Raw genomic sequence first — 12,911 nt, 5'->3', positions numbered from 1 at the left:
CTGGGCCGTGACACGCCGGGACATGCAAAGCCGCTCTGACAACGTACGAATTCGTCTATCCAGCAACCTGACCCGGGACCCACCGGCGAGCGCGCCGACTGGTGGTGGTACCAACCCTTCCAACCCCAACCACCACCATCCAACAACTAGCCCGCCTACCGGGCCGGTCGCTCCCGGCAACGTATCGACGAGTAACCGGTTGCCACCGGAATCAGCCAGCGTCGCAACGCATCCACTGCGTAAGCGTCGTGAACCACGTGTTGTCCGGCCGGGCAAGATCTGGGAGCCTCAATAGTTCGAAGACAGTCTCCGAAATCCCGCTCGACGGAGAGGCGGCCCGTGGTGACCCGCGCCCTGACGAAGCCGGTCGGCGCCGTAACGCTGTCCGGGCTTCTCGCCCTGGCCGCTCGCTATGCCGCCCAATCGGTCGTCGCGCGGATCGAGGACAATCCCGATCCCTATCCTCGTGAGCGCCTCGCCACCGAACAGCGCGGCGAGCAGCACTTCATCAGCCGAGCCGACGGGACCGTGCTGCGCGCCATCACCGCCGGCGCGGGGCCCGCCGTCGTTTTCGCGCACGGCTACGGCGGCACGCTTGGGGAGTGGAACATCGTCTGGGATGAGCTGTTGGCCCGGGGCTACCGCCTCATCGCCTTCGACCAACGAGGACACGGTAGCTCCACGCTTGGTTCGGCCGGCGTGGGGTCCGCGCCCATGGCCGAGGACTATGCGTCCATCCTGCGGCACTTCGACGTCGAGGATGGCGTCCTGGTAGCCCACTCCATGGGCGGCTTCGTCGCCGTCCGTGCGGTGCTCGACCACGAGGACGTCTCCGGCCGGCTGCGGGGATTGGTGTTGTTCGCGACATGGGCGGGCCGGATCAACGACGGTGCGCCGCAAAACAGGCTGCAAATCCCGCTGATGAGGTCGGGGCTCATGGGCTGGCTGGTGCGAACGCGGGTCGGCGGGGTGCTTTTCGGCGCGGCGCAATGCGGGAAAAGCCCCTCCCCGGCAATGATTTCGGTGTTCATCGAGTTCTTCGACAAACACATGCGCGAGCATGGGCCCCTGACGCCGATCCTGCGGGCGTTCGGGCGGGAGGACCGTTACCCCCGCCTGGGGGAGATTTCGATTCCGACGGTTGTCATGGTCGGTTCAGCCGATCGCAGCACCCCGCCCATTCACTCTCGACGGCTCGCCGCCGGGATACCCGGCGCACGGCTCGTCACGGTGCCGGGCGCCGGCCATCTGCTGAACTGGGAGGGCGCCGACGCGCTCGTCGCCGTTGTGGGAGAGCTGTCCCCTGGGTCGCAAGCCGGCTAGCGGCGGCTGGACGGTGACGATCAGCGCGGTGCGATCAGCGCGAAGGCCTGCTTGGCGACCTGCAGCATCCACCCGGTCACGTTGGGCCCGTGGTCGCGTGGCCAGTTGAGTTGAAAGCTGACCACGTACGGCTGCTGCGTCTTATCGACGGCGTACCAGCTGAAGGTCAGATCACCCGGCAGGCCACCGGCTTTCGCGCCGATGTAGGGCCAGACGTCGCGGTCCAGCTGGATGCCCGACACCGCGGAGAGGATCTGCCTGACGGGGGCGGCCGCGCCGACGGCGTCGGCCTGCAGCGCCGCGTGGATCCGGCAGATGTCCTCCGCGTTGCCGTACCACTCCGCACCGTAGGACGACGCCGGCGTGTGGGCGCGGGTCGGATCCGGTTCGTAGGGAGTCGCATTCGCCTGGGCAAGCAGTTGGGCGCGGACTTGCGGTGACCCGTGTTGCCACTGAGTGCGCAGGTCCGGCTTGCCCCAGCCGACCGAGAACAGCTCGTACATCGTGGGGAACGGCGTCATGCTCGCCGGGTCGTGGTGGCCCGCCGTGACCAGCGCCTGCTCGATCGCGTGGGTGCCCAGCCTTCCGATCAACAGGTCGGTGGCCATGTTGTCGCTGGTCGCGATCATCTTCTCGGCGGCCGTTCGGACCGAAACCTGCGCTCCGGCGGGCAGAGCCAAGCCGGACGAGCCCACCGCGCGGCTCTTGTCGGTGACGGTCAGCCGATCATCCCAGGAGATCGTTCCGTCCTTGATGGCGCCCGCCACGGCGTGCAGCACGTACAGCTTGAAAATCGAAGCGAGCGGCAAGGATTCGGTGGTATTGGTCCCAGCCACGGGGTCACAGTGCCCGTTGTCCACCTTGGCGACCTGGTAGGAATAGCGGGCCCCCGTCTTGCTCAACACCGCGTCGATGTCGTGCCACGAATCGATCTTCGGCGCCTGCGTCTCGAGGTCGAACCGATCGACCCACCCGCCGTCGTCGGTGTGTATCCGGATGTCTTGGCGCGCACCGTAGGACGACGTCAGGTGCAGGGTGGCCCTGCTGGCGCCCAGATCCACGCCGTCGAGGGTGAACGGGCGGTCCCACCACAGGCCCTCCATCGTGGTCTGCACCGACTTGACCATGTCCGGTGCGGCCAGCGTGCCGACCCCAACCGGGCCGATGGGCCAGTCCGAGTTGAGCATGTCCAGCGTCTGCTGGGCCCGGATACCGGGTGGCGTTCGTACGTCGATCTGCCGCCCGGGATTGGCCGCGTTCGCCTGCGGTGAGGGGGAGGTCGCGCAACCGGGCGCGAACGTGACTACCAATGCGGCGGCGGCACTCAACGCCACCGCGCGGCGCCGGGCCGAGAACCCGCTAGCCACCCTGCTTGTTGCCGGCAACGTCCATCACAACCTCGAATTCCAGCAGCGACGCCCCGGTCGCCACCGGGTTGGCCCGCTCGCCGGCGTGGGCCTGAATCGCGGGCCCCTGCGCCCACGCCTGAAATGCCTCTTCGGACTCCCACTGGGTCACGACGAAGTAGCGGTTCTCGCCCTTGATCGGGCGCAGCAACTGAAACCCGAGGAAGCCGGGCTGGTTGTCGACCGCGTGCGCCCGGTGTGCGAACCGCTTCTCCAGCTCGGGTCCGGCGTCGGCGGGTACTTCGATTGCGTTGATCTTCACCACTGGCGACATGCCGCTAGGCTACCCCTTCGCCCGGCCTGTCCAACTGCAGGGCGGGGCACGCAGGATGGTGACATGGCCGGTGATCTGCTGACTTGCCGCGGCGGGCGGGGCGAGCCGTTGGTGCTGGTGCACGGCCTGATGGGCCGGGGCACCACGTGGTCGAGGCAGCTGCCGTGGCTGACCGCGCTGGGCGCGGTGTACACCTACGACGCCTTGTGGCATCGGGGCCGCGGCGTCGACGACCCACACCCGATCAGCACCGAACGGTTCGTGGCCGACCTGGCCGACGCGGTGAGCGCGCTGGGCACGCCGGTCACGCTGGTCGGGCATTCCATGGGTGCCCTGCACTCGTGGTGTCTGGCCGCGGAGCGTCCGGAACTGGTTTCCGCGCTGGTGCTCGAGGACATGGCGCCGGACTTCCGCGGGCGCACGACCGGCCCCTGGGAGCCGTGGCTGCACGCCCTGCCGGTCGAATTCGACTCCGCACAGCGCGTATACGACGAGTTCGGCCCCGTTGCCGGGCAGTATTTTCTGGAGGCCTTCGACCGCACCGCCACCGGTTGGCGCCTGCACGGGCACCCCGCGCGCTGGATCGAGGTCGCCGCCGAATGGGGCACCCGCGACTACTGGGAGCAGTGGCGGGCGGTGCGCGCCCCGGCGCTGCTCATCGAGGCCGGCAACTCGGTCACCCCGCCGGGGCAGATGCGAGAAATGGCCGAAATGAGCTCTGTCGCAAAGTATTTAAGGGTTCCGGAAGCCGGGCATCTGGTTCACGACGAAGCGCCGCAGGTGTATCGCGGCGCCGTCGAGTCATTCCTCGCCGGCGATTGAGTTCGGGCCTGACCGCCCGAGGTGAGAAGCGCGGCACTATATGATAAATTCTTCAATCGTTAAACCCTAGAAACTTTGCTGCCTTCAGGAGACTTATCGTGACGGAGCCGCTCTACAAGCTCAAAGCGGAGTTCTTCAAGACGCTGGGGCACCCCGCGCGAATCAGGATCCTGGAGCTGCTCGTGACGGGAGAGAAGTCGGTCGCCGAACTGTTGCCCGAGGTGGGGCTCGAGGCTTCGAACCTTTCGCAGCAGCTCGGCGTCCTGCGCCGGGCCGGCGTCGTCGACGCGCTGCGGGACGGCAACACGATGATCTACTCGATCGCCTCCCCGGACATCGCCGAACTGCTCATGGTGGCGCGCAAGGTGCTCACCGGGGTGCTCAGCGACCGCGTGGCGATGCTGGAAGGCCTGCGCGCCGGCGGCGCGGGGTAGCGCGCATGGGCTGGATCAGCAAAGCCGTGCGCGTCGGCCGGATCGCCGAACCCGCGCCACCCGCGCCGGAGCCGGTGACCACGCCGCCCGCCGGGGTGCGCGGCTCACTTCAGATCCGGCACGTCGACGCGGGGTCGTGCAATGGGTGCGAGGTGGAGATCGCGGGCGCGTTCGGGCCGGTTTATGACGCCGAGCGGTTCGGCGCCCGCCTGGTGGCCTCCCCGCGACATGCGGATGCGCTCCTGGTGACCGGCGTCGTAACGCACAACATGGCCGACCCGCTGCGTGTCACGCTCGAGGCGATCCCTTTGCCGCGTCGGGTGATCGCGTGTGGCGACTGTGCCATCAACCGAGGGGTCTTCGCCGACGCCTACGGCGTGGCCGGCGCGGTCGGCGAAATGGTGGGGGTGGACGTGGAGATCCCGGGATGCCCGCCGACACCGAGCCAGATCGTCGCGGCGCTGCGGTCGGTGACCGGCAGGTGACCGCAGTGCTGGCGACCCGAGCGGCGCCCGAGCCAAACACGTTGGCCCGCAACGGCTCCGGATCAATCTGGGCCGGCCTGCTGACCTCGCTGCTGGGCGCTGGCGGGTTATGGGCGGGCGCCGTGGGGATGTTCGGATCGGCGCGCGACGTCCGCATCGGTTGGTTGCTGCCGCTGGCCGGGGTCCAATTGAGCCTCGATCCGCTGGGCGGGTTCTTCATGGCGCTCACGGGGGCGGTCGCCGTCGCGGTCGGGCTGTACACGATTGGCTATGCCCGGCGCGAGCGGGTGGGCCCGGTGACGCTGGCGGTGTTGCCCGTGTTCATCGCGGCGATGCTGCTGGTGCCCGCGGCGGCGTCGATCACCACGTTCCTGCTGGCGTGGGAGTTGATGGCGGTGGCGTCGTTGGTTCTGGTGCTGGCGAACCACACCCGCCCGCAGGTTCGCTCCGCCGCGTTGGTGTATGCGGTGATGACGCAGTTGGGGTTTGTGGCGATTCTGGTCGGCCTGATGGTGTTGACGGCGGCGGGCGGCGCAGATCGGTTCGCCGACTTGCACCGGATACCGCAGGGCGCGCAGACCGCGGTGTTCCTGTTGACGCTGGCGGGGTTCGGCTCGAAGGCCGGCCTGGTGCCGCTGCACGCCTGGCTGCCTCGGGCCCACCCGGAGGCGCCGAGCCCGGTGTCGGCGCTGATGAGCGCGGCGATGATCAACCTCGGCGTCTACGGCGTTTGTCGCTTCGATTTGCAGCTGCTCGGGCCCGGGCCTCGCTGGTGGGGTCTGGCCCTGATGGTCGTCGGCGGGGTGTCGGCCCTCTACGGCGTGGTGCAGGCCTCGGTGGCCACGGATCTCAAACGGCTGCTTGCCTATTCGACCACCGAGAACCTCGGGCTGATCACGCTGGCCCTTGGCGCCGCCACCCTGTTCGCGGCCACCGGCGCAAGCGGGCCGGCCGCGATCGCCACCGCGGCGGCCATGCTGCACCTCGTTGCGCATGCGGCCTTCAAGTGCCTCGGTTTCCTCGCCGCGGGATCGGTATTGGCCGCGACCGGGCTGCGCGACCTCGACCGGCTGGGCGGCCTGGCCCGCCGGATGCCGGCGACGACCAGCCTGTTCGCGGTCGCCGCGCTCGGGGCGTCAGGGCTGCCGCTGGGGGCCGGGTTCGTCAGCGAGTGGCTGCTGGTGCAGTCGCTGATCCACACGGCCCGAGGGCATTCCGCCGTCTTGGCGTTGACCACGCCGCTGGCGGTGGGGGTGGTCGCGCTCACCACGGGTCTGGGCGTGGCGGCGATGGTCAAGGCGTTCGGCATCGGGTTCTTGGCGCGGCCGCGTTCCGATCAGGCCGCGGACGCCCGAGAGGCGCCACCCACGATGCTGGCCGCCATGGCAATCGCTGCGGCGGCCTGCCTGACGATGGCGGTGGCGCCCGCGGTCATCGCACCCGCGCTGCGCCAAGCGGTCGCCGCGCTACCGGCCGCCCGCGCAATCGGATTCACCGGTCTCGGGGCCGTGGTGCGGCTGCCCGGCCTGCAGGGGTCGATCGCCCCGGGCGCGATCGCCGTCGGTGTCGTGGTGGCCACGGTGACCGCGGCGATGCTGACGCTCTGGCGCCGCGGCCGTCGCCCGTCGGCCGCCACGTTGCCGCTGTGGGCTTGCGGCGCGGAGGATCTCACCGCGCGAATGCAGTACACCGCAACGTCGTTCGCCGAGCCGTTGCAACGGGTGTTCGACGACGTCCTGCGCCCCGACACCGACATCGAAGTCACGCACAGCGCCGAATCGCAATATCTGGCCGAAAAAATCACCTACCGGACCAGAATCGTCGATGCCATCGAGGAACGCTGCTATACCCCGGTGATCCGAGCCGTCGAGGTCGCGGCGGATGTGGCCCGGCGCGCCCACACCGGCAGCGTGCACCTTTATCTGGCCTACGGCGCGCTCGGCGTGCTCGTCGTGCTGGTGGTGGCCCGGTGAATGTCTTGTCCTACGTCGCGGGCGCGGTCCAGATCGCCGCCGTCATGGCCGGGGCGCCGCTGGTGGTCGGCCTGACCCGGCAGGTGCGCGCCCGCTGGGAGGGCCGCGCCGGCGCCGGAATCCTGCAGCCCTGGCGTGACATCGTCAAACAGCTTGGGAAGCAACAGATCACCCCACGTGGGACGACCTTGCTGTTTGCCGCCGCGCCCGCGATCGTCGCCGGAACCACGCTGCTGATCGCCGCGATCGCACCGCTGGTCGCCACCGGGTCGCCACTGGACGCCAGCGCTGACCTGTTCGCCGTGGTCGGACTGCTGTTCGTCGGCACCGTCGCGCTCACCCTGGCCGGCATCGACACCGGCACCTCGTTCGGCGGCATGGGCGCCAGCCGCGAAATCACGATCGCCGCGCTCGTCGAACCCACCATCTTGCTTGCGGTCTTCGCCCTGTCCATGCCGGCGGGGTCGGCGAATCTCGGTGCGCTGGTGGCGCATACGATCACCCATCCGGGCCAGGTGGTGTCGCTGGCCGCCGTCCTGGCCTTCGCCGCACTGGTGATCGTGATCGTCGCCGAGACCGGACGGCTGCCGGTGGACAACCCGGCCACGCACCTGGAGCTGACGATGGTGCACGAGGCGATGGTCCTGGAGTATGCCGGCCCGCGGCTGGCCCTGGTGGAGTGGGCGGCCGGGATGCGGCTGACCGTGCTGTTGGCGCTGCTGGCAAACCTGTTCGCCCCCTGGGGTATTGCCGGCGGCCGACCGGGCGCGGTCGACGTCGCCGTCGGCTTGGCCGCAGTGGCGGGCAAGGTCGCGGTGTTGGCCGGATCCCTGGCCACCGTCGAGGTGTTCGTCGCCAAGCTGCGGCTCTTCCGGGTACCCGAACTGCTGGCCGGATCGTTCCTGTTGGCGTTACTCGCGGTCGTCGCCGCCAACTTCTTCGTGGTGCCGGCATGACGTATGGGACGTTCTCGGTGCTGGTCGACCTCGCCGCCGGCGGGCTGCTGTTGGCCGCGGTGCTGATCGTGTGGCGGCGCGACCTGACCGCCATCATCCGGCTGCTGGCGTGGCAGGGTGCCGCGCTGGCGGCCATCCCCCTGCTGCGCGGGGCGTATGACCGGGACGGCGCGCTCATTGGCGTCGGGGTGGCCGTGCTGGCCCTGCGGGTCGCGGTGCTGCCGCGGCTGCTGGCCCGAGCGGGCGGCGCCGAGTCACGATCGCCCCGGGAAGCCACCCCGGTCATCAACACCGCCACGTCGCTGCTGATCACGGCCGCGCTCACGCTGGCCGCGTTCGCCGCCACCCAACCCCTGGTGAACCTGCAGCCCGCCGCGACCACGTCCGCGGTCCCGGCCGCCACCGCCGTCGTCCTGATCGCATTGCTCGTCATGGTCACCCGGCGGCATGCCGTGTCGCAGGCAGCGGGATTCCTCATGCTGGACAACGGGATCGCCGCCACCGCGTTCCTGCTCACCGCAGGGGTGCCGCTGATCGTCGAACTCGGCGCCTCGCTGGACGTGTTGTTCGCGGTCCTCGTGATCGGAGTCCTGACGGGGCGGTTGGCTCACGCCTTCGGTGCTGCCGACCTTGACGCGTTACAGGAGCTGCACGACTGATGACCGCTTTGTTGCTCGCCGCGATCCTCACTCCGATCGGTGCTTCGGTCGCCGTCCTGGTTGCCGGATGGCGCCGGGCGACCGCGACACTGATCGTGCTCTCGGCGGTGACGGTGCTCGCGTGCGGCGCGGCGCTCGCCGTCCGCGTCGGGTCCGGAACCCGGTTCGCCCTAGGCGGGTTGCTGCGACTCGATGCGCTCACCGTCACGATGCTGATCGTCATCGGAATCGTTGCCACACTGGCCACTTGGGCCAGCATCGGCTACCTCGACGCCGAACTCGCGCACGGTCACACCGACCCGCGCGGTGCCCGGGTTTACGGAGCCCTCACGGCCGGCTTCCTGGCGGCGATGGTTGTTGCGGTGTGCGCCAACAACATCGGCGTCATCTGGATCGCGATCGAGGCGACCACGGTGATCACCGCCTTCCTGGTCGGGCACCGCCGCACCCGCGGCGCGCTCGAAGCAACCTGGAAGTACGTCGTGATCTGTTCGGTCGGCATCGCCGTCGCCTTCCTCGGCACCGTGCTGCTCTACTACGCCGCCGAGCATGCCGGTGCGCCGGCCGCCGCCGCGCTGAACCTCGACGTGCTGGCGGCGCACGCCGGCGGGCTCGATCCCGGCATCGCCCGGTTGGCAGGCGGCCTGCTGCTCATCGGTTACGGCGCCAAGGCCGGGTTGTTTCCGTTCCACACCTGGCTGGCCGACGCCCACAGCCAGGCCCCGGCACCGGTTTCCGCGCTGATGAGCGGCGTGTTGCTGTCGGTTGCCTTCTCGGTACTGATCCGCCTCAAGCCGATCATCGGCGCCGCCACCGGACCCGCTTTCATGCGTTCGGGCCTGCTCGTGATCGGGCTGGCGACGCTGGTGGTCGCCGCTCTGATGCTCACGGTGACGACCGACCTCAAGCGCATGCTCGCCTACTCGTCCATGGAGAACATGGGTTTGATCGCGATCGCCGCCGCGGCCGGGACCTCGCTGGCCATCACCGCTCTGCTGCTGCACGTCCTCGCACACGGGATCGGCAAGACGGTCCTCTTCTTGGCCAGCGGCCCGCTGCAGGCGGCGCACGGCTCCACCGCGATCGCCGACATCGCCGCGGTGCTGCGCCGCTCCCGGATCGTCGGCGTGTCGATTGCCGTCGGCGTGATCGTGCTGCTCGGCCTCCCGCCGTTCGCCATGTTCGCCAGCGAGCTGGCCATCGTTCGATCACTCGCCGACGCGCGGCTGGCCTGGGTGCTCGCCGCGGGCATGTTGCTGGTTGCGGTCGCCTTCGCTGCGCTGGCGCGCAACGCGGGCCGCATCCTGTTGGGCCGCCCGACCGAAGCACGCGAAATCGCAGTTCCCCGAACGATTTCTGCCGCCCTCGTCGTCGGGATCGCCGCATCGATCGCCCTCGGCGTCACAGCCGGTCCGCTCACCGGCTTGTTCACCGCCGCCGCCAGCGACGTCGGGGGAGCGCGGTGAGGGCCGAATGGCAGCGCCACAGGCTACCCCAGGACGGGCTGGCGGCCTCGGCGGAAGACCTGCTGGGCAACGGATTCCGCTTGGCCCTGGTCGCCGCCCACGACGACTCCGCCGCCTACCGGGTCGTCTATCTGTTCCTCGCCGGCCGGCCGGACCGCCGCGTCGAACTCGAATGTGTGCTGCCCAAAGACGATCCGGCCATTCGATCGCTGGCCTATATGTCGTTTACGGCCAGCCGCTTCGAGCGCGAAATGACGGACCTGTACGGCATCCGGTGCGTGGGCCATCCCAAAGCGCGCCGCCTGGTGCGTCATGCCCACTGGCCGGAGGAATGGTATCCGATGCGCCGCACGGCGCCGCCGGCCCCCAAACTCGATGCCAGCGGCCACTTCCCGTTCGTCACGGTCGAGGGCCCTGGTGTATACGAGATCCCGGTTGGCCCCGTGCACGCGGGGCTGATCGAGCCGGGCCACTTCCGCTTCTCCGTCGCCGGGGAAACCGTGCTGCGCCTCAAGGCCAGACTGTGGTTCGTGCACCGCGGGATGGAAAAGCTGTTCGAGGGCCGGCCGGCCGGCGGAGCGGTCGAATTGTCCGAACGGGTCAGCGGCGACACCTCTGTTGCGCACGCGCTGGCCCACTGCCTCGCCATCGAAGACGCACTCGGCGTCGAACTCCCCGACGAGGCGCACCGGCTGCGGGCGCTGCTCGTCGAACTCGAACGGCTCTACAACCACGCCGCCGATCTGGGCGCACTCGCCAACGACGTCGGTTTCGGCCTCGCCCACGCGCACGCCCAACGCATCCGCGAGCAACTGCTGCGACTCAACGACGCGGTGACCGGCCACCGGCTGCTGCGCGGCGCGATGCGCCCGGGTGGGGTGGCGCTGCGGGCGCTGCCGGATTCGGGCGCGTTGCGGCGCATCGCCGCCGCGGTCGTCGAGGTCGCCGAGCTGACCCTGCACAACACCGTGGTGTATGACCGCTTCGCCGGGACCGCCGTCCTGCACCAACAGGACGCTCACGCGCTCGGATGCCTGGGCTATGTCGCGCGTGCCAGCGGCCTTCGCACGGACGCCCGAATCGAACACCCCACCACCGCACTGCCCGTCACCGAGATCGACGCCGTCGAGGGGGACGTGCTGGCCCGCTACACGGTGCGCCGCGACGAATTCGCGGCTTCCACCGAACTCGCCTGCCATCTGATCGAAACACACAGCGGCCCAATCGAATACACAAAGAGCTTGCCGGCGACCGACGGCCCCCGCAGTGGCATCGGCATCGTCGAGGGCTGGCGCGGCACCATCGTCCACCGTGTCGAAACCGACGCCGCCCACCGGATCAGTCGCGCCAAGATCGTCGACCCGTCGTGGTTCAACTGGCCCGCGCTGCCGGTCGCGATGGCCGACACCATCGTCCCCGACTTCCCCCTGGCCAACAAAAGCTTCAACCAGTCCTACGCCGGCAACGACCTTTGATCGGCGCGACTATGCCTCGCCCGCCAGGGCGAATCGGCCGTCGGCCGTCTGGGCCACCAGGCCGTCGGCCAGCAACGAAAACAGTGCCCGGTCGCGCTGGGCGGTATCGGTCAGCCACGCCACGTCCAGCTCCGCCCGGGTGACCGGAGAGTCCTTGGCGCGCAACACATCCAGCAGCCGGCCACGGACCTGCCGATCGGTTCCCGCGTAGGTCTGCACCCGCCGGGCCGGCCCCTGGGCCGGGGGATGGCCGGCGTCGCGCCACGCGCACCGGGTGAGCGGGCACAACCCGCACCTCGGCGTTCGCGCGGTGCACACCGTCGCGCCGAGTTCCATCAGGGCGACGGAGAACCGCGGCGCCGTTTCGTCCGCGGGCAGCAGGGCAGCGACGTCGGCCATGTCCCGCACCGCCGACGGCGAACCGGCATCGGCCAGCCCGCGCACGGCGCGGGCCACCACCCGGCGCACGTTGGTGTCCACCACCGGGACCGACTGCCGGTAGGCGAAACAGGCGACGGCGCGCGCGGTGTAGCTGCCGATGCCCGGCAACGTCAGGAGGATGTCGACATCCTCGGGCACCACGTCGCCGTAGTCGCGCGCGATAACGGTCGCGCACTCGTGCAGGCGCTTGGCCCGCCGCGGATAGCCCAGCTTGCCCCACGCCCGCAGCACGTCGGCGGCGCTGGCGGCGGCGGTGGCCGACGGGGTGGGCCACCGCAGCACCCAGTCCGACCAGATCGGCAGCACCCGCGACACCGGCGTCTGCTGCAGCATGAACTCGCTGACCAGGATCTGCCACGCGCTCACGCCGGGCTCACGCCAAGGCAGATCGCGGCGGGATCGCTCGTACCACTCGAGCAACTCGTCGCCCGGAATATTTGGCCGCCCGTTCACCCGCGGATGCGGCATGATGTCAGCCATGCCTAACACCAGCCCCGTAACCGCGTGGAAAGCACTCAAAGAGGGTAACGAGCGATTCGTCGCAGGAAAGCCGCAGCATCCCAGCCAGAGTGTCGAACACCGGGCCAGCCTGGCCGCAGGGCAGAAGCCCACCGCTGTCGTGTTCGGTTGCGCCGACAGTCGGGTGGCGGCCGAGCTCATTTTCGACCAGGGCCTGGGCGACATGTTCGTGGTGCGCACGGCCGGGCAGGCGATCGACTCGGCGGTGCTGGGTTCCATCGAGTTCGCGGTGACGGTGCTGGACGTGCCGCTCATCGTGGTGCTGGGTCACGACAGCTGCGGTGCGGTCAAGGCCGCGCTGGGCGCGATCAACGACGGTGCGATCCCGGGCGGTTTCGTGCGGGACGTGGTGGAGCGAGTCGCGCCGTCGATCCTGATGGGCCGCCGCGACGGGCTCAGTCGCGTCGACGAGTTCGAGGAACGGCACGTGCGCGAAACGATCGCGCAGCTGGTGTCGCGTTCGAGCGCGATCGCCGAGCGGGTGGCGGCGGGCACCCTGGCGCTGGCGGGCGCGACCTATCACCTTTCCGACGGGCGCGCGGCGCTGGTCGACCACGTCGGGGACATCGGCGAATAGGCTCCGGCGCGGCCGGCACTAACACGGCCGTCAGCCAGCAAACCCCGCGACACGCCGGGGCGGGTCAGGCAACTCGACGTGACCTGGGCCTACGCTGCAAA

The 12,911-nt window shown here is 69.7% G+C and carries 13 protein-coding genes and 1 pseudogene; 11 read left to right on the top strand and 3 right to left on the bottom strand.

Translation table 11 applies throughout. The features are described from left to right. Window positions 1–66: 66 nt before the first annotated feature. Both A5701_RS28675 and A5701_RS01680 read left to right on the top strand, forming a co-directional pair. Window positions 67–150: pseudogene (locus tag A5701_RS28675) on the top strand (hypothetical protein); the annotation flags it as partial. A gap of 189 nt (window positions 151–339) precedes the next feature. Beyond that, window positions 340–1,323 (top strand): alpha/beta fold hydrolase, encoded by a 984-nt coding sequence (locus tag A5701_RS01680; protein WP_231972745.1) that lies wholly within the window; start codon window positions 340–342, stop codon window positions 1,321–1,323. A gap of 20 nt (window positions 1,324–1,343) precedes the next feature. Here the strand turns inward: A5701_RS01680 and A5701_RS01675 are convergent, their stop codons facing one another. Both A5701_RS01675 and mhuD read right to left on the bottom strand, forming a co-directional pair. Beyond that, window positions 1,344–2,708, bottom strand: a complete 1,365-nt coding sequence (locus tag A5701_RS01675) for a serine hydrolase (protein ID WP_067747844.1) — start codon at window positions 2,706–2,708, stop codon at window positions 1,344–1,346. Next, window positions 2,683–3,003, bottom strand: coding sequence for a mycobilin-forming heme oxygenase MhuD (gene mhuD, locus A5701_RS01670; protein WP_067282414.1), 321 nt, complete (start codon window positions 3,001–3,003; stop codon window positions 2,683–2,685). The genes A5701_RS01675 and mhuD overlap by 26 nt, the downstream gene beginning before the upstream one ends. Window positions 3,004–3,066: 63 nt before the next feature. Here mhuD and A5701_RS01665 point away from each other — a divergent pair, with 63 nt between their 5' ends. The 8 genes from A5701_RS01665 (at window position 3,067) to A5701_RS01630 (ending at window position 11,273) form a co-directional block, all read left to right on the top strand. Continuing rightward, window positions 3,067–3,825 carry an alpha/beta fold hydrolase gene (locus A5701_RS01665; RefSeq protein WP_067747842.1) on the top strand — a complete coding sequence of 253 codons (759 nt, stop codon included), beginning with the start codon at window positions 3,067–3,069 and terminating at the stop codon, window positions 3,823–3,825. A gap of 95 nt (window positions 3,826–3,920) precedes the next feature. Next, window positions 3,921–4,259, top strand: a complete 339-nt coding sequence (locus A5701_RS01660) for a lsr2/espR transcriptional regulator (protein WP_104182682.1) — start codon at window positions 3,921–3,923, stop codon at window positions 4,257–4,259. Window positions 4,260–4,264: 5 nt separating this feature from the next. Then, window positions 4,265–4,744, top strand: coding sequence for an NADH-quinone oxidoreductase subunit B family protein (locus A5701_RS01655; RefSeq protein WP_067747838.1), 480 nt, complete (start codon window positions 4,265–4,267; stop codon window positions 4,742–4,744). 65 nt (window positions 4,745–4,809) lie between these two features. Further along, window positions 4,810–6,717, top strand: coding sequence for a proton-conducting transporter membrane subunit (locus A5701_RS01650; protein ID WP_231969229.1), 1,908 nt, complete (start codon window positions 4,810–4,812; stop codon window positions 6,715–6,717). Between the two features lie 5 nt (window positions 6,718–6,722). Beyond that, a complete protein-coding gene (locus tag A5701_RS01645) occupies window positions 6,723–7,673 on the top strand; it encodes a respiratory chain complex I subunit 1 family protein (protein WP_067747849.1) in 951 nt (316 codons plus the stop codon). Beyond that, complete coding sequence (locus tag A5701_RS01640) at window positions 7,670–8,332, top strand: hypothetical protein (RefSeq protein WP_067747835.1); 663 nt, start codon at window positions 7,670–7,672, stop codon at window positions 8,330–8,332. The genes A5701_RS01645 and A5701_RS01640 overlap by 4 nt, the downstream gene beginning before the upstream one ends. Beyond that, window positions 8,332–9,798, top strand: coding sequence for a proton-conducting transporter membrane subunit (locus A5701_RS01635; protein ID WP_067747833.1), 1,467 nt, complete (start codon window positions 8,332–8,334; stop codon window positions 9,796–9,798). Before A5701_RS01640 ends, A5701_RS01635 begins: the two co-directional genes overlap by 1 nt. After that, window positions 9,795–11,273: an NADH-quinone oxidoreductase subunit C gene (locus A5701_RS01630; protein WP_067747831.1), complete on the top strand. Its 1,479-nt coding sequence runs from the start codon at window positions 9,795–9,797 to the stop codon at window positions 11,271–11,273. Before A5701_RS01635 ends, A5701_RS01630 begins: the two co-directional genes overlap by 4 nt. 9 nt (window positions 11,274–11,282) lie before the next feature. Here A5701_RS01630 and A5701_RS01625 read toward each other — a convergent pair whose 3' ends face one another. Further along, on the bottom strand, window positions 11,283–12,194 hold the full coding sequence (locus A5701_RS01625) for an A/G-specific adenine glycosylase (protein WP_067747829.1): 912 nt from the start codon (window positions 12,192–12,194) through the stop codon (window positions 11,283–11,285). Here A5701_RS01625 and A5701_RS01620 point away from each other — a divergent pair. After that, window positions 12,193–12,810 carry a carbonic anhydrase gene (locus tag A5701_RS01620; protein ID WP_067747827.1) on the top strand — a complete coding sequence of 206 codons (618 nt, stop codon included), beginning with the start codon at window positions 12,193–12,195 and terminating at the stop codon, window positions 12,808–12,810. The two genes, A5701_RS01625 and A5701_RS01620, sit on opposite strands and share 2 nt — an antisense overlap. Window positions 12,811–12,911 lie beyond the last annotated feature (101 nt).

The organism is Mycobacterium sp. E3305, assembly GCF_001666785.1.
In the GTDB taxonomy this organism is placed as follows: Bacteria; Actinomycetota; Actinomycetes; order Mycobacteriales; family Mycobacteriaceae; genus Mycobacterium.
Note: the sequence above shows the minus strand (reverse complement) of the source record. Positions and strands in the feature narration are given on the sequence as shown.

Coding starts and splice junctions, on each gene's coding strand:
- A5701_RS01655 (WP_067747838.1), top strand. CDS start 4,265: ATGGGCTGGATCAGCAAAGCCGTGCGCGTCGGCCGGATCGCCGAACCC.
- A5701_RS01640 (WP_067747835.1), top strand. CDS start 7,670: ATGACGTATGGGACGTTCTCGGTGCTGGTCGACCTCGCCGCCGGCGGG.
- mhuD (WP_067282414.1), bottom strand. CDS start 3,003: ATGTCGCCAGTGGTGAAGATCAACGCAATCGAAGTACCCGCCGACGCC.
- A5701_RS01620 (WP_067747827.1), top strand. CDS start 12,193: ATGCCTAACACCAGCCCCGTAACCGCGTGGAAAGCACTCAAAGAGGGT.
- A5701_RS01635 (WP_067747833.1), top strand. CDS start 8,332: ATGACCGCTTTGTTGCTCGCCGCGATCCTCACTCCGATCGGTGCTTCG.
- A5701_RS01625 (WP_067747829.1), bottom strand. CDS start 12,194: ATGGCTGACATCATGCCGCATCCGCGGGTGAACGGGCGGCCAAATATT.
- A5701_RS01665 (WP_067747842.1), top strand. CDS start 3,067: ATGGCCGGTGATCTGCTGACTTGCCGCGGCGGGCGGGGCGAGCCGTTG.